The organism is Bradyrhizobium sp. URHC0002, assembly GCF_054059515.1.
The window spans coordinates 7,411,840-7,432,049 of the sequence record NZ_JBSSCF010000001.1 but is presented as its reverse complement, the minus strand read 5'-3'; the positions used below and the strand labels follow the sequence as shown (position 1 = coordinate 7,432,049).

General features: G+C 63.4%; 14 protein-coding genes. 7 read left to right on the top strand and 7 right to left on the bottom strand.

The window, feature by feature from the left end; all coding sequences use genetic code 11:
* The first annotated feature begins 309 nt into the window (after window positions 1–309).
* The 4 genes from ACVWVY_RS36025 (at window position 310) to ACVWVY_RS36010 (ending at window position 7,803) form a co-directional block, all read left to right on the top strand.
* Entirely contained in the window at window positions 310–1,278 is a 969-nt protein-coding gene (locus tag ACVWVY_RS36025) for a helix-turn-helix domain-containing protein (protein WP_456630848.1), read from the top strand.
* Between the two features lie 239 nt (window positions 1,279–1,517).
* The gene (locus ACVWVY_RS36020; protein ID WP_456630847.1) at window positions 1,518–3,269 is read left to right on the top strand and encodes a methyl-accepting chemotaxis protein; all 1,752 of its coding nucleotides are present in this window, start codon (window positions 1,518–1,520) and stop codon (window positions 3,267–3,269) included.
* A 165-nt stretch (window positions 3,270–3,434) separates the two neighbouring features.
* The gene (locus ACVWVY_RS36015; protein WP_456630846.1) at window positions 3,435–6,614 is read left to right on the top strand and encodes an efflux RND transporter permease subunit; all 3,180 of its coding nucleotides are present in this window, start codon (window positions 3,435–3,437) and stop codon (window positions 6,612–6,614) included.
* Window positions 6,604–7,803: an efflux RND transporter periplasmic adaptor subunit gene (locus ACVWVY_RS36010; RefSeq protein WP_456630845.1), complete on the top strand. Its 1,200-nt coding sequence runs from the start codon at window positions 6,604–6,606 to the stop codon at window positions 7,801–7,803. The genes ACVWVY_RS36015 and ACVWVY_RS36010 overlap by 11 nt, the downstream gene beginning before the upstream one ends.
* Before the next feature lie 55 nt (window positions 7,804–7,858).
* Here the strand turns inward: ACVWVY_RS36010 and ACVWVY_RS36005 are convergent, their stop codons facing one another.
* The 4 genes from ACVWVY_RS36005 to ACVWVY_RS35990 form a co-directional block, all read right to left on the bottom strand.
* Entirely contained in the window at window positions 7,859–9,394 is a 1,536-nt protein-coding gene (locus tag ACVWVY_RS36005) for a L,D-transpeptidase family protein (RefSeq protein WP_456630844.1), read from the bottom strand.
* 169 nt (window positions 9,395–9,563) lie between these two features.
* Complete coding sequence (locus tag ACVWVY_RS36000) at window positions 9,564–10,070, bottom strand: hypothetical protein (RefSeq protein WP_456632396.1); 507 nt, start codon at window positions 10,068–10,070, stop codon at window positions 9,564–9,566.
* A gap of 113 nt (window positions 10,071–10,183) precedes the next feature.
* Window positions 10,184–11,698 carry an acetyl-CoA acetyltransferase gene (locus ACVWVY_RS35995; RefSeq protein ID WP_456630843.1) on the bottom strand — a complete coding sequence of 505 codons (1,515 nt, stop codon included), beginning with the start codon at window positions 11,696–11,698 and terminating at the stop codon, window positions 10,184–10,186.
* 132 nt (window positions 11,699–11,830) lie between these two features.
* Window positions 11,831–12,964, bottom strand: a complete 1,134-nt coding sequence (locus ACVWVY_RS35990; protein WP_456630842.1) for a nitronate monooxygenase — start codon at window positions 12,962–12,964, stop codon at window positions 11,831–11,833.
* Between the two features lie 240 nt (window positions 12,965–13,204).
* On the opposite strand from ACVWVY_RS35990, the gene ACVWVY_RS35985 reads away from it, so the two are divergent.
* Window positions 13,205–14,863 carry a flavin-containing monooxygenase gene (locus tag ACVWVY_RS35985; protein ID WP_456630841.1) on the top strand — a complete coding sequence of 553 codons (1,659 nt, stop codon included), beginning with the start codon at window positions 13,205–13,207 and terminating at the stop codon, window positions 14,861–14,863.
* 93 nt (window positions 14,864–14,956) lie between these two features.
* Here the strand turns inward: ACVWVY_RS35985 and ACVWVY_RS35980 are convergent, their stop codons facing one another.
* Entirely contained in the window at window positions 14,957–16,108 is a 1,152-nt protein-coding gene (locus ACVWVY_RS35980) for an aminotransferase class V-fold PLP-dependent enzyme (protein ID WP_456630840.1), read from the bottom strand.
* 254 nt (window positions 16,109–16,362) lie between these two features.
* Between ACVWVY_RS35980 and yghU the strand changes: the two genes are divergently transcribed.
* Together yghU and ACVWVY_RS35970 are read left to right on the top strand one after the other, a co-directional pair.
* Window positions 16,363–17,256 (top strand): glutathione-dependent disulfide-bond oxidoreductase, encoded by an 894-nt coding sequence (yghU, locus tag ACVWVY_RS35975; protein WP_456630839.1) that lies wholly within the window; start codon window positions 16,363–16,365, stop codon window positions 17,254–17,256.
* Window positions 17,257–17,277: 21 nt separating this feature from the next.
* Window positions 17,278–18,039, top strand: coding sequence for an alpha/beta fold hydrolase (locus ACVWVY_RS35970; protein ID WP_456630838.1), 762 nt, complete (start codon window positions 17,278–17,280; stop codon window positions 18,037–18,039).
* Window positions 18,040–18,132: 93 nt separating this feature from the next.
* On the opposite strand, the gene ACVWVY_RS35965 is transcribed toward ACVWVY_RS35970, so the two are convergent.
* Entirely contained in the window at window positions 18,133–18,753 is a 621-nt protein-coding gene (locus ACVWVY_RS35965; RefSeq protein ID WP_456630837.1) for a flavin reductase family protein, read from the bottom strand.
* Between the two features lie 147 nt (window positions 18,754–18,900).
* Window positions 18,901–20,175 (bottom strand): acyl-CoA dehydrogenase family protein, encoded by a 1,275-nt coding sequence (locus ACVWVY_RS35960; RefSeq protein ID WP_456630836.1) that lies wholly within the window; start codon window positions 20,173–20,175, stop codon window positions 18,901–18,903.
* Window positions 20,176–20,210 lie beyond the last annotated feature (35 nt).

Below are 20,210 nucleotides of genomic sequence, written 5' to 3'. Positions count from 1 at the left end.
GCGATTGCGGCATCGGTCGACCAATCGCCCTGAGTGAAACTGATGGCGAATGTGGCCAACGAATTTCCGGAATCGGGAAAAATCGGTAAGATACCAAGGCATCGTGAAGGTCTGATGCCAGAAGATCTGATGCCACGTGTTCTGCGTCAATGAAGACGAGTCGGAACTCAAGACGCTTCATCCGATGGCAGGGTGCATCGAGGCGCCCATCCGCCATGGTCAAGTTGCGCATACGATCCCTCTCACTCCCGGCCAGCGCTTTTTTTCGTTGTTGCGACGATCGCTGCCGACGGCTCGGATGATCGCCGCGTGTCGTTGCTTGATGAACTAGTTGACTCTGACTTCGTGAAGATCAGCCGGTCTCCGGATTACGATCATTTCCGGAGCATCGAAGGATTGGGCGAGGCAAACAGCATTCCGCTCGATTGCAGGGACTTCGCCGCATCGTTCGCCTCGCTGAGGCTGAAGGCCTGCACGATCTATCTGCAGCAGACATTTCCGCGAATCCTTCAGATACAATATTCCACGACCGGGGCGATCGTCGGTCTGCTGATGGACGACGCGGCTTCGCTGATCCTGAACGGTGTGGAGGGTCGCGCGCCGTCATTCCTGCTGGTCAAGGGCAGCGCGCAGTGCGAGATCGTGGAGCAGCAGGCCAATCTGGTCGCCCTGGTGAATTTCGATTCCGTCGACGATCGCGGCTGGCCGGGCGAACTCGACCGCGCTCAGGTAATCGCGACGGAACGCGCCAAATTCGATGTGATCAGGACAACGCTGCGCGACGTATTGATGCTCGCGTCGCATTCGCCCGACATCCTCGCCCAGCCGAACGTGATCGGGAGTATTGAAGAATCGATCCTGCAGGCCGTCGATCTGGCGATGGCTGCGGCATCGCCGGCGTCCGAAGCCAAGCGCCTCAGCCTGAGCCACTATCTGTCGCTGGTCCGGAAGTTCGACGAGTTCGTCGCTGGCAACGCCGGCAAGACGATGTACAGCGCCGACGTGGCACGACAGCTTGGGGTCTCGGTCCGGACGCTGCACAACGCCGTGGTTGCGATTCGCGGCATGAGCATGCATCGATATATGCGGTTGCGGCGGCTGTGGAACGTGCGTCAGCAATTGCTGCGGGGTGCGTCGCTGCAATCGATCAAGGCGGTCGCGCTCGTGAACGGCTTCTGGCACATGGGCGAGTTCACCGCGTCATATCGCGACCTGTTCGGCGAAACGCCGCAGCAGACATTGTCCGCGGATCGCAAGCATCCGAACTGCCTGTCGTGACGCACCGTAATACTACCGTTCGTCAACCTGCATTGATTTAGCCGCCGATTAACCATCGTGTGAAACCTTGGTAGCATGAGTGCCGCTCTGTGGTGTTGCCGCAGGAGCCCTTCGTTCGCAACGAACAGGCTCGTCCAGATGTTCGGCCCGGCGCTCCTTTGACCGCGATCTCGCACGTGCGGGAAACAGACGGTATCGCTGCGGATTTACTGACCTCTGCTGTTTCAAGGAATTTACTCATGTCGGGCCTAACGCGTCTTCTTCTGAACCTCTCGATCGGGGCCAAGCTCGGCATCGCCTCGGGCCTCGGTGTTCTCCTTGTCGCCACGATGGTGATCGTCCAGATCCGGTCCAACGCGGCGATGCAGGATCTCGACGTTCGCATGGCCGGCCAACAGACGATCGCGCGCGATGCGGTAGAGGCGAAGGCGTCGATCGCCGGCATGCAGGTAGGCGTGCGCGACGTTCGTCTCGCCAATAATGCGGCGGACATGCAAAAGGCCACCGACAATACCGCGGCCAGGTTGAAGTCGGTCAACCATTATTCCGACGAGATGCTGAAACTGTCCAGGTCGGCCGAGAATCGCGCCCGCATCGAGAAGATCAAGGCGAGAGTGGAGGATTATTGGAAAGGCACGCAGCAGATTGTGGCGGTTCGCAATGAAGCGATCGCCGCCGCGGCTGGCGGTGCCGAAGCCGCAGCGAAGATCGCGAAGCTGAACGAAGAAGCCATTCGCATCGCGCGCGAAGTTACACTGCCGATCGTTGCCGAACTCGAGCCGCTCGCCAACCAGATCGCCGATTTCGCCAAGCACAATGTGGAACAGCAGGCCGCCCAGGCTGCAAGGGAAATGGCGGCGGCAGAATGGGAGTCCCTGGCAATCGGCATTGGCACGATGCTGTTGCTGATCGCAACCAGCATATTCTCCTATTTCACGATCAGCCGTCCGATGCGCGCGTTGAGCGTGTCGATGGACGAACTCGCCGGCGGCAATTTCTCCGTCGTGCTGCCTGGGCTTGGCCGCAAGGACGAACTCGGTGCGGTCGCCGGCGCCGTCGAGAAATTCAAGGTCGTCTCGGAACAGAAGGCGCGCGAGGAAGCGGAAGCCAAGATCAAGCAGGACCATATCGCGGCCCAGCAGCGCAAGACCGAGATGGTCAGGCTGGCGGATTCCTTCGAGACGGCCGTCGGCGAGATCGTCGAAACCGTATCGTCCGCCTCGACCGAACTCGAAGCCTCCGCCAGCACGCTGACGGCGACCGCCGAGCGCGCCCAGCAGGTGACGACCATGGTGGCCGCGGCTTCGGAAGAAGCATCCACCAATGTGCAGTCGGTGGCTTCGGCGACCGAAGAGCTGTCTTCTTCCGTCAACGAGATCAGCCGCCAGGTGCAGGAATCGGCGCGGATGGCCGGCGAAGCCGTCGACCAGGCCCGTCACACCAATGACCGCGTCAGCGAATTGTCGAAGGCGGCCGCCCGCATCGGCGACGTGGTCGAACTCATCAACACCATCGCCGGCCAGACCAATCTGCTGGCGCTCAACGCCACCATCGAGGCCGCGCGCGCCGGTGAAGCCGGCCGCGGTTTTGCCGTCGTGGCCTCCGAAGTGAAGGCGCTCGCCGAACAAACCGCAAAAGCCACCGGCGAGATCGGCCAGCAGATTACCAGTATCCAGGGCGCGACCCAGGAGTCGGTGAACGCGATCCAGGCAATCAGCGGGACCATCGAAAGGCTGTCGGAGATCGCATCGACGATTGCGGCGGCGGTGGAGGAGCAGGGCGCGGCGACGCAGGAAATCTCCCGCAACGAGCAGCAGGCCGCTCAGGGCACCCAGCAGGTCTCCTCCAACATCACCGACGTGCAGCGCGGCGCCAGCGAGACCGGCTCCGCCTCGTCGCAGGTGCTCTCCGCGGCGCAGTCGCTGTCGTCGGACTCCAACCGCCTCAAGCTGGAGGTCAGCAAGTTCCTGGATTCCGTGCGGGCGGCCTGAGGCAGGCCCGCTCGGGTCAAGAGCTATGCCGGGGAAGTGAAGGGCGGCTGCGCTGCCGGAATTGGCCTTTTGGCCTCGTTTCGGCTAAATCAGCGCAGTCGACTGGGCTTTTTGCAGCGCCAGTTTTTCATCCAGCTGCGGGGCCCCCCGGGGAATGCCACTTACATGATCGCGCTGGTCCGTATCGCACTGAGCCGGCCCTATACGTTTGTCGTGCTCGCGCTGCTGTTGTTGATCATCGGGCCGCTGGCCGCGCTGCGCACGCCGACTGACATCTTCCCGGAGATCCGGATCCCCGTCATCGGGGTGGTCTGGAATTATACCGGCCTGCCGCCGGACCAGATGGCCGGGCGCATCACCACGCCGTTTCAGCGGGCGCTGACCACCACGGTCAACGACATCGAGCACATCGTTGCCAATTCCTATAACGGCTTCGGCATCGTCAAGATCTTCTTCCAGCCCAATGTCGATATCCGCACCGCCAACGCCCAGGTGACCGCGATCTCGCAAACGATGATCCGGCAATTGCCGCCGGGCGCGACACCGCCGCTGATCCTCAACTACAGCGCTTCGACCGTCCCGATCCTTCAGATCGCGCTGTCCGGCGAAGGTCTGACCGAGCAGAGCCTGGCCGATTTCGGCATCAACCAGTTGCGCACGCCGCTGGTCACGGTGCCGGGCGCGGCCATTCCCTATCCGTTCGGCGGCAAGCAGCGGCAGGTCCAGATCGACCTCAATCCGGCCGCGCTGCAGGCCCGCGGGCTGTCCGGGCAGGATGTTGCTAACGCGCTGGCCGCGCAGAACCTGATCACGCCGGTTGGCACCCAGAAGATCGGCCAGTTCGAATACATCATCCAGCTCAACAATGCGGTCGCGAAGATGGACGACCTCGGCGGGCTGCCGATCAAGGCCGTCAACGGCGCGATGGTCTATGTCCGCGACGTCGCGACCGTGCGCGACGGCAATCCGCCGCAGACCAACATCGTTCACGTCGACGGCAACCGCTCGGTGCTGATGATGGTGCTGAAGGCGGGCGCGACCTCGACGCTCGATATCATTGCCGGCATCAAGCAGAAGGTGATCGACGTCAAGGACCAGCTTCCGGAGGCGTTGAAGATCGGCTTCATCGGCGACCAGTCGGTGTTCGTCCGCGGTGCGATCGAGGGCGTCGCCGTCGAAGGCGTCATCGCAGCGCTGCTGACCAGCGTAATGATCCTGCTGTTTCTCGGAAGCTGGCGTTCGACCGTCATCATCGCCATTTCGATCCCGCTGTCGGTGCTCGGCGCCATCATCATGCTGTCGGCGATCGGCGAGACGCTCAACATCATGACGCTGGGCGGGCTGGCGCTGGCGGTCGGCATTCTCGTCGACGACGCCACCGTGACGATTGAAAACATCAACTACCATCTGGAGCAGGGCAAGCCGGTCGAGCGGTCGATACTGGACGGCGCCAACCAGATCGTGACACCGGCGTTCGTATCGCTGCTGTGCATCTGCATCGTGTTCGTGCCGATGTTCTTCCTGCAGGGCGTCGCGCGCTTCCTGTTCGTGCCGATGGCCGAAGCCGTGATGTTTGCGATGATCTGGTCGTTCATCCTGTCGCGTACGCTGGTGCCGACGATGGCGAAATATCTCCTGCAGCCACATGTCCATCATGAGGGCGGACCGCCGCCGACCCGCAATCCGCTGGTGCGCTTCCAGCGCGCCTTCGAGGCGCGGTTCGAGCGGATCCGCGCCACCTACCATGATCTGCTGTCGATGGCGCTGGGGCGGCGGCCGCTGTTCGTGACGGGATTCCTTGCCGTTGTCGCGCTGTCTTTCCTGCTGGTACCGTTTCTCGGCCGTAACTTCTTCCCGTCCGTCGACGCCGGCAACATCCTGATGCATGTCCGCACCCAGGTCGGCACCCGCGTCGAGGAAACCGCCAACCAGCTCGCTGACGTGCAGAAGGCGATCCGCAAGATCATTCCGCCTGGCGAGATCGAGACGCTGGCAGACAATATCGGCATGCCGATTTCCGGCATCAACATGACCTACAACAACACCGGCGTGATCGGGCCGCAGGACGGCGACATCCAGATCAAGCTCAGGGAGGGTCACAGACCGACCGCCGAATACGTCCAGGCCCTGCGCGAGCAATTGCCGCGGCTGTTTCCCGGCTTGAACTTCTCGTTTCTGCCGGCCGATATCGTCAGCCAGATCCTGAATTTCGGCGCGCCGGCGCCGATCGACCTGCAGATCCGCGGCGCCAACCTCGAAGCGAACTTTGCCTACGCCAACAAGCTGCTGAGCCGGATCCGCAAAATTCCCGGTATTGCGGATGCGCGCATTCAGCAATCGCCCAACAACCCGACCTTCAACATCGATCTCGATCGCACGCGGGCGCAGTATGTCGGCCTGACCTCGCGCGACGTCACCAACAGTCTCGTGGTCAACCTGGCCGGCAGTTCGCAGGTCGCGCCGACCTATTATCTCAACCCGGACAACGGCGTGTCCTATTCGATCGTGATGCAGACGCCGCAATACAAAATGGACTCGCTCAGCGCGCTGCAGGCGCTGCCGATCACCGCCAGCGGCAACCCGCAATCGCCCATTCTGGGCGGCATGGCGGATGTGAAGCGGGCGACTTCCAGCGCCGTGGTCTCGCAATACGACATCCAGCCGATGGTGCAGATCTTCGCTACCCCGCAGGGGCGCGATCTCGGCGCGGTCGCCGCCGACGTCAGAGCCGCCATAGCGGATACAGCAACGGACGTGCCGAAGGGCTCGTCGGTGGTGCTGCTGGGTCAGGTGCAGACGATGAACAGCGCGTTCTCCGGCCTGCTGTTCGGGCTGCTCGCGGCAGTCGTGCTGATCTATTTCCTGATCGTGGTGAACTTCCAGTCCTGGTCCGATCCGTTCGTGATCATCACGGCGTTGCCGGCGGCGCTCGCCGGTATTGTCTGGATGTTATTCACGACCCAGACGACGCTGTCGGTGCCGGCGCTGACCGGCGCGATCATGTGCATGGGCGTTGCGACCGCGAACAGCGTGCTGGTGATCAGTTTCGCGCGCGAACGCTATGAAGAACTCGGCGATCCCGTGGCGGCGGCGCTGGAAGCCGGTTTCGTCCGGTTCCGCCCGGTGCTGATGACCGCGCTCGCCATGATCATCGGCATGATGCCGATGGCGCTGGGTCTCGGCGAGGGCGGCGAGCAGAACGCGCCGCTCGGGCGCGCCGTGATCGGCGGATTGATCTTCGCGACGATTGCCACGCTGATGTTTGTCCCCGTGGTCTTCAGTATGGTACACAAGAAACAAGGCGCCAAAGCTGCCGCCTTATCGGAGATGCCGCATGCCCACTGAACCGCGCCCGCCGGTCTCACGCCGGAAGCTGGGCATATTCGCGGTGGTGACAGTGATCGGCGCAGGGCTGATCGTCGCCACCGGCATTCGCGCCCGCGAGGATTCCAGCGCGAAGCTCAAGGCGTGGACCGACGAACAGGCGGTCCCGACGGTGGCCGTGGCGCTCCCGAACGCCAAAGCGCTCAATCCCACCATCGATCTGCCGGGCCGGCTGGAAGCCCATTCGCGCGCGCCGATCTTCGCCCGCGTCAGCGGCTATCTCAAAAGCTGGAGCGCCGATATCGGCGCCCAGGTCAAGGCGGGCCAGGTGATTGCCGAGATCGAGGCGCCGGACCTCGACCAGCAATTGCTGCAGGCAAGGGCCGATCTCGCCAGCCAGCAATCCAGCGCCCGCCTGTCGGAAGCCACGCTGACGCGGCGCAAGTCGCTGGTCGCCTCGAACTTCGTTTCGGCCCAGGAAATCGACGAACGCAGCGCCGATCTCGCCAACAAGAAGGCGGCCGTCAATTCCGGCCAGGCCAATGTCGAGCGGCTGGAAGCGCTCGCCGGCTACAAGAAGATATCGGCGCCTTTCGACGGCGTGGTCACCTCGCGCGAAACCGATGTCGGCGCGCTGATCAATGCCGGCGGCGGCGCCGGCCCTGCGATGTTCGTGGTATCCGACATCACGAGGCTACGCGTCTATGTCAACGTGCCGCAGAACTACGTGCCCGCGATCAGGATCGGCGCGAAGGCGGTGCTGACGATGCCGGAATATCCGAACCGGACGTTTGCGGCGACGGTGGAGGCCTCCTCGCAATCGGTCGACATATCTTCCGGCACCACGCGGATGCAGCTTGCGCTCGACAATTCGAGCGGCGAACTGATGCCGGGCGGTTATGCCAGCGTCCGCCTGCCGCTGCTGCGCGATGCCGTGCCGCTGCATATCCCGGCCAGCGCGCTGATCTTCAACAAGGATGGCCTTCGGGTCGCAACCGTCGGCCCCGACGACAAGGTGCTGTTCAAGACCGTGACGATCGCGCGTGACCTCGGCAGGGACATCGAGCTCGCTTCCGGCCTCGCAGCCGAGGATCGCGTCATTACTGCGCCGCCGGACGGTCTCGCCGACGGCGACCAGGTTCGCGTGGTCGGTGCTGACGCCAAGGGCAAGCCTGCGACGGCGTCGGAGAAGCAGGACGTGAAGGGATAGCCGTCCCCATGGCCTCGCCCTTGCTCTGAGCGGCCAACGCGTGATGTGCCGCGTCTTACCACCAGCGTGGTTGTAGCGGCTGAAACTCCTGGCCGCCACGCCGGCGCGTATTGACGGCTTGCGGGTTCCATGCGGGCTGGAAAAAAGGGCTGAAGCCGTCGTCGTTGGGGCCTGCGACGAGGATATCGGGCGGCGTGGGCTTGCGCGTGATGAAGCCGCCCTGCGGCTGATTGCTCAGCACCGTAACGAACTCGGTGCGATAGTTGGTCTCTTTGCTCAGTGGCTCATCCGAGATGACGATCGAGGATCGCGGCAACGCGGTCGGCGCGATGCGATCGAGCACCTCCTGCGGGATGGTGATGCGGTCGAGTGCGGATTTGGCGTTGTCTCCGTTGTCGATGGTGACTGCGGTCCAGCGCAGGCCCGATTCGTTGCGCGCCACCGCCGTGAACACGTGCGTACCGATCGGCCTTTCGGGATTGCGGATCGTAACCGGCACCTCGATCGTTGCATCGAACACGATGCCGCCACCGTCAGGTGCCGGCTTATGCGTAGGGCGGCGCACGTAAATCTTCTGCGTCGCGCGGCTGATGTAGATCGAGGCCGGCTCGAGCGCGAGCTTCGCCTCGCTCGCCGCCTTGGCGGTGTCGGCCTTCCTCGTCTGTGCCGTCTTGGCGGCTTCCTTTGCGACGGCGGCGGCGTCGAGCTTCGACTTCGCGTCGGTCTTGGCGGTGTCGAGTTGGTTCCCCAGTTCCGCGACCTTGGCGGCGGTTTTTTGCTTGAGATCCTCGGCCCGCGTCTTGGCCTCGTCCGTCTTGGCGGCGGCGAGCGACTTGTCGGCGTAGGCGAGTTCGGCGGCGGCGCGGGCCTTGAGCCCCTCGAGCTTGCGCAACGACGCCGACAGCGACGCCGTCTCGCGCGTCGCTGTCGCGGCGGCTTTCTTCGCCTCGTCGGCCGTCTTGGCTGCCTCGGCCGCCTCGCGGGGGAGCGCTTCGGCCCTGGCCGGCGCGGCCGCGATGGCCTCCGCCTTCGGCACCAACAGCGCCGGATGGAAGAACTCGACCGGCTCGGCGTTATCAGGCGAGATGATCACCCGCATCCCGATCCGCGTCCTGTCGAACAACTTCTCGGCAAAGCCAAAGGGCATCCGAATGCAGCCGTGCGAGGCCGCATAGCCGGGCAGCGGCCCGCCGTGCAGCGCGATGCCGTTCCAGGTGATGCGCTGCATGTTGGGCATCTCGGCGTCGTCATAAAGGGTCGAGCGGTGTTCCTTCTCCTTGTCGAGGACGGCGAAGATTCCGGCCGGTGTCTCGCGCCCCGTGGTGCCGGTCGACACCGGCGCGCGCAGGATCCAGCCGTCGGCGTCATAGAAAGTGACCTGCTGGGCCTGGATCGACACGATCGCCATGATCGGCTCGCCTGCATCGCGCGGCGCCGTCGCCTCGGTGGCGGGCTTGGAGCGCGCCTGTCTCGCCGCGGCGTCGGCAGTCAGCGCCGTCAGGGCGGCCATCGCCGCGAGCGTCATAATGGCAGGAGGACCCCAACGCCGCGCCGCCACGGTGGTTCGCGCCGTCCTGGATCGATTTGCCATGTCATGCCCTGATCGAAATGCCTGTCGGTGCTTCGTCGATTAATACACGATAGCCCGCGGAAGGCGAAATGCGGTTAGCTGCCGCATTTGGCACCGTTCATGTTCGCTGGGAAGCGCGGGGATCCTCGCCGATGCTGCGTTGACTCCGACTGTCGTCGGGGAACCGCAACTACTGCTTTGCTCCGGTCCAGCTCCCGGCACAGCCATCGGATCGTCGGAACGTGCCGGATCCGCTGCGGCCGGAAAAGCGGCCGGACATGGTCCAGCTCAGGCTTCCCGCGGATCCGATACCAGAGACGCCGCCGTTCGGACTGACTTGAGAGGTGCCGTATTGCCCCACCATCTTGCCGCTGGAGATAACCACCGCATCGGTGGAACTGCCGCAGGGCGTGCCGACGCTCGTGAGAATCCACGCTCCGTCAATATTGCCGCCAGCATTGCCGCCGCCGCCGCTCTTTCGCGGCGCGCGGCTCGGCGCTTCGGTCTCGGTATTGCTGCGCCGTGCAGGTTTTGAGGGTTCGGCCGCGCGAGGCGTCTCGCGCGAACCGGACAGCGACTTTTCGTCATTGCCGATGCTGCCGCCGGCGCTCCCTGATTGCGCGCGTGCCAGGCCAGACAGGGCGACGATGGCAAGCGTGGCCGACAGCAGGACGGCTTTGATCAGATGTCGAATGATGCTTGCCAAGATATACTGATTTCCAAACGAACAGGGTTCTAATGGCGCAGACACAATGCAGACAAGATTCGCCGGTGTCGCAGCACCCGTCAAGCCCTGTGTCCTCGCCGAGGCTACCCCACGCGCCACTCCAGCACGCCATCCTCGGCCGTGACGACGTTGCCAACTGACCCCACCGGCGTCCGGTCCAGGTTCAGCAAATGCTTGAGCGTCGGAGCGTCGCTGGCGGGGATGCGGGCCAGCGCCCGCGCGTCGGCCTCGGTGCGCATCATCACCACGCCGTGCTCGACTTCGCCCTTGGCCTTGTAGATCACGGTAAAACTCTCGACCTTGCCTTTGCCCGAAGCTTCGGTGACGAAATCCGGCACCTTGCGGCGGTTGCGGTCGGCCTCGGCCTGAACGCTGGTGTCCTGCTGGAGGGCTTCTTTCGGCGCCTCGCGTGACAGCACCAGCCCGTGATGCTTGGTGACGAAACCGCCCTGGCCGTAAAGCAGGCCGAACCTGCCATCCTTGCGCAAGCTTCGAACCATCGCGACGGCGGCGTGCGTCATATAGGTGTTGAGCGGGGCGCCGAAGAAAGTGAGGCCGCCGGTTACCGTCGGCTGCACGTCGGGGCCGAGGCCAAGTGTCCGACGCGCCATCTTGGGCACGCAGGGAAAGCAGCTGTACAACTCGATGGCGTCGAATCTTTTGCCGTCGCCCTCGACGAGGTCCATGACTGCCTTCAGCACGGCGTTCTGCGGATGGCTTTCGTAGAACTGGTCGCGAACAAGATAATCGCGCGGCTCTTCCGCCGAGGCGCCGCCGATCGGAAAGATCAGGCGATCTTCGGGCACGCCGGCCGCGCGCGCCTTCGCCAGCGATGTCAGCAGCACCGCGCCGCCCATGTTCACGGTCGGATTGGCCACCATCAGCTTTGTATAGGGCCAGGCGATCAAGCGGTTCTCTGGCGTGGGCGTGGTGATTTCGTCAGGCGTAAAGCGCTTTTTCAGCCATGAATTTTCATTCCCGGAAGCGACGCGCGCATAGGTCGACCACAGCGCGCCGGATTCGGCGAGCGCCTCGCGCGGTGTCTGGCCCCAATGCGCCGATGTTGCGGATTCATACAGCGGATAGACCGTGATCGGGCGGAAGACGCCGAGCTTCACCGCCATCGGCTTCTGAAACGCCGCGCCGCGCTTCGGCTCCTCGACATCATGCGCGAACGGCGTCCACGGCAGCGCGATGCCGCCACGCTCGGCCTTGGTTGCGGTCGATTGCGCCTCCGCGCCGCACACCACGGCCACGCTGCATTCGCCGCGCGCGATGCGCTTTGCGGCTTCGTGAATGTAGCGGATCGGGCTCTCGCCGCCGACCGGGCCGTAATAGCAATGCGCCGGTGTCGTGCCGAGCCGTGCCGCAAGCTGCTTCTCGGGATCGCGGTAGCGCCAGCTCAGGAAATTGACGACGTCGAGCGAGCCGAGCTCGCCCAGCAGCTTTGCCCCACTATCCGCTTCCGCGCGCCGCACCGCTTCTTCGAGCAGCGCCAGCGGTTCGAGGCCGGCAGCGATGTCCTTGGGCCGGTCGGCGATTTCGCCGACGCCGACGATGACGGGAATGCGGTCTTCGGGGAGGGGGGTGTTCGACATTTTTTCTTGCTTTGCTTTCGACTTGTACGAATTCGTAGGGTGGGCAAGGAGCGAAGCGACGTGCCCACCATCTCGCGTCTTGCTCGGAAATGGTGGGCACGCTTCGCTTTGCCCACCCTACGGAGGGTCCACTCACTCCTCCATCAACGCGTTCATATGCTCCACCGCATCGGCGAAATCCTCCTTGAATTCCTGCACCACCGCGCCGGCGGACTTGACGCTGTCGATCAGGCCGACGCCCTGACCGACAAAGTATGTCACGAGATCGCGCGCTTGCGCATTGCCGGCGGCGGCGGCGCGGTCGATCGAGTTGAAGGCGTCGCGGCTGATGATGCTTTGGAGAGGCATCGGCAGCGCGCCGGGACTGTCCGGCCCGCGGTCCCACGCATCGGTCCACACCGAACGCAATTGCCGCGCCGGCTTGCCGGTGCGGCCCTTGGAGCGCACGGCGTCGCGCGAGGACGCCGCGATCATCTTCTCGCGAAAAATCTCGGTGGTCTCGGATTCCACCGTCGCCAGCCAGATCGAGCCGGTCCATGCGCCGGCCGCGCCCATCGCCATGCAGGCCGCCATCTGCCTTCCGGTCATGATGCCGCCGGCGGCCAGCACCGGCACGTCGCGGATCGGTTTGATCGCGTTGATCACCTCGGGCACCAGCACCATGGTGGTGACCTCGCCGCAATGGCCACCGGCCTCGGTGCCCTGCGCGACCAGGATATCGACACCGGCCGCGACTTGTCGCAGCGCGTGCTCCTTGGAGCCGACGAGGGCTGCAACCGGCACGCCGTGCTTGCGGCCCATGTCGATCATCTGCTTCGGCGGCACGCCAAGCGCGTTCGCGATCAGCCTGATCGGATGGCGGAAGGAGACGTCGAGCACCTTAAGCGCGCGCTGCGCGTCGAACGGCTGCGGCTGGTTGTCGGCGACATTGGTCGTCGTCAGTTCGACGCCGTATTTCTTCAGGAGGTTGCGGGTGAAGTCGCGATGCTGCGGCGAGATGCGCGCTTCCAGGCTTTTCCAGGTGACGTCCTTTTCACCCGCGGTCGAAATGTTTTCCGGGATCAGCACGTCGAGCCCGTACGGCTTGCCGTCGGTGTGATCGTCGATCCATTTCAGTTCCTGCTCGATCGTCTCCGGCGAGTGCGCGGTGGCGCCCAGCACGCCAAACCCGCCGGCACGGCTGACGGCCGCGACCACGTCGCGGCAATGGCTGAAGGCGAGCAGCGGAAACTCAATTCCCAGCATGTCGCAGATCGGCGATTTCATGGTTGTTGCTCCCTCTGGCGGCCGCGGGCCAGCCGCTCATTGTTGGTTTTGATTGGCGGTGTTGAACCGACGCTAGCCCATCGGGGGTATGCGTGCCAAGCGGGACGGCCCATCCTGAGGATCACACATTCCACCTCGCAAAATATGCAAGGCCATGCCGCGGATTTGCGTCTTGCGCTTTGGCGCTACGGAAGGAATGCTGCTTGCCAAATCAAAGAGAATATCAGGGAGCCCGCATTCATGTCCGCAATACCGTCCACCGCCGCAAAACCCACTGAGACTTACGACGTCGTCGTGGTCGGTGCGGGCTTCGCCGGTATGTACATGCTGCATCGGCTGCGCGGGCAGGGAATGACGGCGCGGGTTTTTGAACAGGGCTCGGGCGTCGGCGGCACCTGGTATTGGAACCGCTATCCCGGTGCGCGCTGCAACGTCGAGAGCATGCAGTATTCCTACTCGTTCTCCGACGAGCTGCAGCAGGAATGGGATTGGAGCGAGCGTTACGCGCCGCAGCCGGAGATTTTGAAATACGCCAATCATGTCGCCGATCGTTTCAACCTGCGGCCCGACATCCAGTTCAACACCCGCGTCGACAGCGCCGTCTTCGACGAGCCGACTTCGCTGTGGTCGGTGACGACTTCCGACGGCAAGATGGTTGCTGCAAAATTCGTCGTGCTCGCCACCGGCTGCCTGTCCAACGCGCGGATGCCCGACATCGAGGGACTCGATCGCTTCAAGGGCAAGGTCTATCACACCGGCCATTGGCCGCATGAAGAGGTCGACTTCACCGGCCAGCGCGTCGGTGTCATCGGCACCGGATCGTCGGCGATCCAGTCAGTGCCTGTCATTGCCGGGCAGGCGAGCCAGCTGACGGTGTTCCAGCGCACCGCGAATTTTTCCATTCCCGCGCGCAATGCCGCGCTCAGCGGGCAGGAGCGGGAGAAGTTTCGCGCTAACTATCCCGAGATCAGGCGCTTTGCGCGCGAGGTGGCGAGGAACGGCATCTATACCGAGATGCCCGATCGCGGCGCGCTCGATGACGGCGACAACGAACGCCGCGCGAAATACGAGGCGCGCTGGAACCACGGCGGGCTTACCTTCATGTCGGTCTACAACAATCTCGGGCTGGATCAGGCGGCCAACGACACCGCCGCGAATTTCGTCCGCGAAAAGATCGCCGAGATCGTCAAGGACGAGGAGACCGCGAAACTATTGCAGCCGAACAGCCATCCGATCGGCTCGAAGCGCATCTGCATCGACACGGATTATTTCGCGACCTTCAACCGTCCCAACGTGACGCTGGTCGACATCAAGTCGAACCCGATCGACGAGATCACGGCGAATGCCGTGCGCGTAGCCGGCAATGACTACGAAGTCGATGCGCTGGTGCTGGCGACCGGTTTTGACGCCATGACAGGGTCGGTAGCGAAGATCGACATCAAAGGTCGTGGCGGGCAGACGCTGAATCAGAAATGGTCGGCGGGCCCACGCACCTATCTCGGCCTGATGAGTGCAGGTTTTCCCAATCTCTTTGTCATCACCGGCCCCGGCAGCCCGTCGGTGCTGTCGAACATGATCGTCTCGATCGAGCAGCATGTCGACTGGATCAGCGATTGCATGGCGTACATGCGCGATGGCGGCCTCGATACCATGGAGGCGGCTGTCGACGCCGAAGACAAATGGGTCGCGCATGTCAACGAGGTCGCCTACACCACGCTCTATCCGCAGGCCAATTCCTGGTACATGGGTGCCAACGTCCCCGGCAAGCCCCGGATCTTCATGCCCTATATCGGCGGCGTCGGCCCTTACCGGCAGATCTGCAACGACGTCGCGGCCAAGGGGTATGAGGGATTTGTGATGGAGAGAGCGGAGACGCCACGTAAGGTGGCGGCGTCCTGACGCCTTCGTAGGGTGGGCAAAGCGAAGCGTGCCCACCCTCAGCATGTTCGGATTGAAGATGGTGGGCACGCTACGCTTTGCCCACCCCACAAGTCAGCCCCGCAGCCGCCGCGTCAGCACTTCAACAAACCGGTCGGCATCGGCCTCGTCATTGTACACGTGCGGCGACACACGCATCCGTCCCAAACGCGGTGCGACATAGACGCCTTCGCTGGCCATTCCCTCGATCAATCCCGCCGGCATTCCACCCTTGAAGGCAAGGCTCAATATATGCGGCGCCCGCAGATGAGCTTCGGGAACATGGACGCCGAGGCCGCGCACGCCCGCCGCGATCCGCTCCGTCAGCATCGTAAGGCGTTGCACAATGGCCGGCGCGCCCCATTCGACCATTATTTCCATCCCGATCGAGGCCATCTCCATCGAGACGAAGTGGTCGCGCTCGCCCATGTCGAAGCGCCGCGCATCGGGAACGTAACTGACATCTGTGAAATAGACCGCGTTCTCGGCGCGCACGTTGCAGCGGCCGGCGGAAGTCTGCTCCAGCGGGATGCCACTCTGGTGTCGTTTGGCGACGTAGAGAAAAGCGCGGCCATATGGTCCGAGCAGCCATTTATAGGTTGGGAAGATCACGAAATCCGGATCGAGGCGCTGCACGTCCATTGCCAGCACGCCGGCGCCTTGCGTCGCGTCGATCAGGAAAGCCGCGCCCTGCTGCCGGAGTGCCGCGCCGACCTTGTCGACATCGATCGACCCGCCATCCGACCAATGTACCGATGAGATCGAGGCGAGGCTGACCGGCGGCGCACCGGATCGCTCGACCGCCGCGAGGACTGCCGATGTCCAGTCGCCATCGGTCGGTGGCTTGATCGTCTCGACGGTGAAGCCTTGCGCATCGGCCCGCGTTTGCCATTCCAGTACTGGAGAGGAGTGATCGTCTTCCAGCACGAGGACGCGCGTGCCGCGGCCGAGCGTCAGAAGCTTCGCTGCGGTTGCCACGCCATAGCTGATCGAAGGGATCAGCGCGATATCGGAAGGTTCGGCATGGATCAGCCGGGCGGCAGCGGTCCGCGCACGTTCATGCTGCGCGTTCGCAAAACCGGCCTCGAGCGTCCATGGCGTGCCCTTGCGTCCCACCGCGGCACGGCCGGCTTCCTGAGTCCGGAGCGGCAGCGGGCTGTAGGAAGCCGCATTCAGGTAGCAGATCTGGCGCGGTATCTCGAACAAGGCGCGCTGTGATGGGAGCATCTGACGGTCTCTTTGGTAGCGATACTTCCATTATGGCCGATCTCGACCACGCCAGCCACAGCAGCATTGCTCCGAGTACACCCGCCACGCCGTGCGGGTACGGCGAGCGCAGCATGGCGCATTCCTCCCCCGACTTTTGCGCGCTTTTTGTTTGGTTGCAGTGCTGATACGAAACCTTACATGGATTGCGCCGGCCGCCGCACGACAGATCACTTAAACCGCGAGATAGCCGAAGAAGCCTGGAGTCAACCCGAATGACCGACGCCCCCGTCACCGAACCCGCCGCTTACGAGCCGCCGAAAGTCTGGACCTGGAACAAGGAAAGCGGCGGGCGCTTTGCCAGCATCAACCGCCCGATCGCTGGCCCCACGCATGACGCCGAGCTGCCGGTCGGCCGCCATCCGTTCCAGCTCTATTCGCTGGCGACGCCGAACGGCGTCAAGGTCACGGTGATGTTCGAGGAGCTTTTGGCGGCCGGCTTTGGCGGCGCCGAGTACGATGCCTGGCTGATCAGGATCGACGGCAACCAGTTCGGCAGCGGCTTTGTCGACGTCAATCCGAACTCGAAAATTCCGGCGCTGATGGACCGCAGCGGGCCGACACCGATCCGCCTGTTCGAGTCCGGCGCGATCCTGGTGCATCTGGCTGAAAAGTTCGACGCCTTTCTGCCGGCGGGCGGGCCGGCGCGGGCCGAATGCCTGTCCTGGCTGTTCTGGCAGATGGGCAGCGCGCCGTTTCTCGGCGGTGGTTTCGGGCATTTCTACGCCTATGCGCCGACCAAGATCGAATACGCCATCGACCGCTATGCGATGGAGGTGAAGCGCCAGCTCGACGTGCTCGACCGTCGGCTGGCCGACAACGAATATCTCGCCGGCAAGGACTATACGATCGCCGATATGGCGACGTGGCCGTGGTACGGCGCGCTGGCCAAGGGTCTGGTTTACGGCGCCGGTGAATTCCTGTCGGTGCAAGAATACAAGAACGTGCAGCGCTGGACCGATGCGATCGCGAAACGCCCGGCGGTGAAGCGCGGCCGCATGGTCAACCGCGTCTCGGGCGATCCGGCGAGCCAGTTGCACGAGCGGCATGACGCCAGCGATTTCGACACCAAGACGCAGGACAAGATCGGCGAGCCCGCGAAGGCATAGGGTGCGGGCAGAGGGAACGTCATGAGCTTTTTCGAAAGGGGCGGCGTTCGCATCCATTATGAGGAAGCCGGCTCCGGCTTCCCGCTGCTCTTGATCGCCGGCGGCGGCTTGAACTCGAACATATCAGGGATTACCGGCGACTATCCGCCCTTCAACGCCATCAAGGAGTTTGGCGACGAGTACCGTTGCGTCGCCTTCGACCTGCGCAATGCCCCGCCCGGCCAATCCACCGGCCCGCTCGAGCTCGACCGCCCCTGGGATTCCCACACCGACGATCAACTTGCGCTGATGGATCATCTGGGCTTCGACAAATTCATGGTGCTGGGTTTTTGCATCGGCGGTCCCCTGATCTGGAATTTGCTCAAGCGCGCGCCGGATCGCGTGGTGGCCGGCGTGCTCGCCATGCCATCAGGCTCGCGTCCCGAAATGCGCGACCTGTTCTATGACAACAACATGAAGGGCTGGGCGCCGGAACTGACAAAACGCCGGCCCGACATCACGATGGAGCAGGCCGAGAAATTTCTGACGCGAATGTATCGCACCAATCCGGATTTCGTCTTCACGGTCACGCGCGATTTTGTGCGGAACTGCCAGACGCCGGTGCTGATCCTGCCCGATGACATCCCGGCGCATCCCTACGCCGTCGCGATGGAGAGCGCGATGCTGGCGCCGAACGCCGAAGTCAGCCTGTTTCCCTGGAAGGAGCCGAAGGAGAGGGTGCCGCTCGCGGTCCGCCAGATCCGGTCTTTCCTGCGCGCGCACCGGCCGGACGCTAATTCGTAGGGTGGGCAAAGCGAAGCGTGCCCACCATTCTATCCACGTCTCCGCTTGGAGATGGTGGGCACGGCGCAAGCGCGCCTTTGCCCACCCTACGAACTAGACCGCCGTCTTCACTCCCTCCGCCGGCGGAAACACCACGCGGTCGTCCGTCCGGCAATAGCGATCCGCGAACATGCGGCCAATCGGGTGGTAGCGATCCATATGCACGCGCATCGCGGCGTGGTCCCACAATTCGTCGCGGATGTGGAAGTGGATGCCTTCGCCCATGATCAGCAGCCGGTCGCCGTTGACGTCGATCTCCTTCCAGGTCCTGCACTCCATCGCGAACGGCGCATCCGCCAGCCGCGGCACGGCGATTTTGGTCGAGGGCGCGAGTTTGAGTTTCAAATAATCCGGCTCGCCGATCTCGGGCGGAAAGTCGCCGCTGCTCTCGTGCATCGCATGCGCCAGCGCTTCATCGGTCATGTTGACCACGAACTCATTGGTTGCGCGGATGTTGATCACCGTATCCTTGACGCGGCCGTCGGGGCGCAGATTGGCAGCGAACATGCAGAGCGGCGGATCCTCGCAGAACACGTTGAAGAAACTGAACGGCGCCGCGTTGACTACGCCGGCAGGTCCCACCGACGTCACCCACGCGATCGGCCGCGGCAGTACGAACGAGGTCAGCACCTTGTAGCGCTCGCGGGGTTTCAGGTCGCCGGGGTCGTATTGCATGGGGAGACTCGTGGTGGGGCGGGTGTATGTTCTCCGTCATGGCGAGCGAAGCGAAGCAATCCATGTCTCCGAGCAAAGAAAGAATGGATTGCTTCGTCGCTTTGCTCCTCGCAATGACGGTTGTGTCCGGCGTTACACAGATCGACGCTACGGCATGCTCAGCTCATGCCTTCCGACCACCATCCAGTGCACTTCATCGGGGCCGTCGGCGAAGCGCAGATGCCGCACGTCCTGGTACATTTCGCCGAGCGGGCTCCATTGCGAAATGCCGGTGGCACCGTGCATCTGGATCGCCTGGTCGATGATCTTGCAGGTGCGCTCCGGCACCATGGCCTTCACCATGCTGACCCAGATCCGCGCTTCCTTGTTGCCGAGCACGTCCATCGCCTTCGCCGCTTTCAGCACCATCAGCCGCATCGCCTCGATCTCGCAGCGCGCTTGGGCAATGATCTGCAGGTTGCCGCCGAGATGGGCGATTTTCTTGCCGAAGGCTTCGCGGGTCAGCCCGCGCGACACCATCAGGTCGAGCGCCTTTTCCGCCTTGCCGATCGTGCGCATGCAGTGATGGATGCGGCCCGGTCCGAGGCGGACCTGCGAGATTTCAAAGCCGCGGCCTTCGCCGAGCAGCATGTTCTCTTTCGGCACGCGGCAATTGTTGAAGCGCAGATGCATATGGCCGCGCGGCGCGTGGTCGTGGCCGAACACGTGCATCGGGCCCAGAATCTCGACGCCGGGCGTGTCGATCGGCACCAGGATTTGCGATTGCTGCTTGCTCGGCGGCGCGTCGGGATTGGTCTTCACCATCACGATCATGATCTTGCAGCGCGGATCGCCGGCGCCGGAAATGTAATATTTTTCGCCATTGATCACCCACTCGTCGCCGACGAGTTTTGCGGTGGTCGAAATGTTCTTGGCGTCGGATGAAGCGACATTCGGCTCGGTCATCGCGTAGGCCGAACGGATTTCACCCGCCAGCAGCGGCTTCAGCCACTTTTCCTTCTGCGCCTTGGTGCCGACGCGCTCCAGCACCTCCATGTTGCCGGTATCCGGCGCCGAGCAGTTCATGGTTTCGGAGGCGAGGGGATTCTTCGCGAGCTCGACCGCGATATAAGCGTAGTCCAGGTTCTTCAGGCCCTGGCCGGTCTCGTCATCGGGCAGGAAGAAGTTCCACAGGCCTTCTTCCTTGGCCTTGTCCTTGGCCTTCTGCAGCACCGCGAGCTGTTCCGGCGTAAAACTCCAGCGATCCTTCTTGTCCTGGCCGAGCCGCACGAACTCGACCGACATCGGGTCGACGGTCTCGCGGATGAATTTCTTCACGTGCTCGTACAGCGGACGGACCTCGTCCGACATGCGCAGATCGTTGAGTTCTTCGCCCGGATTGAGATTGTAGGTCGTCGTTCGCGGGATATAGGCGTGTTTCATGGATTATTTCCTCCCATTTGCGCAAGAACGTCATC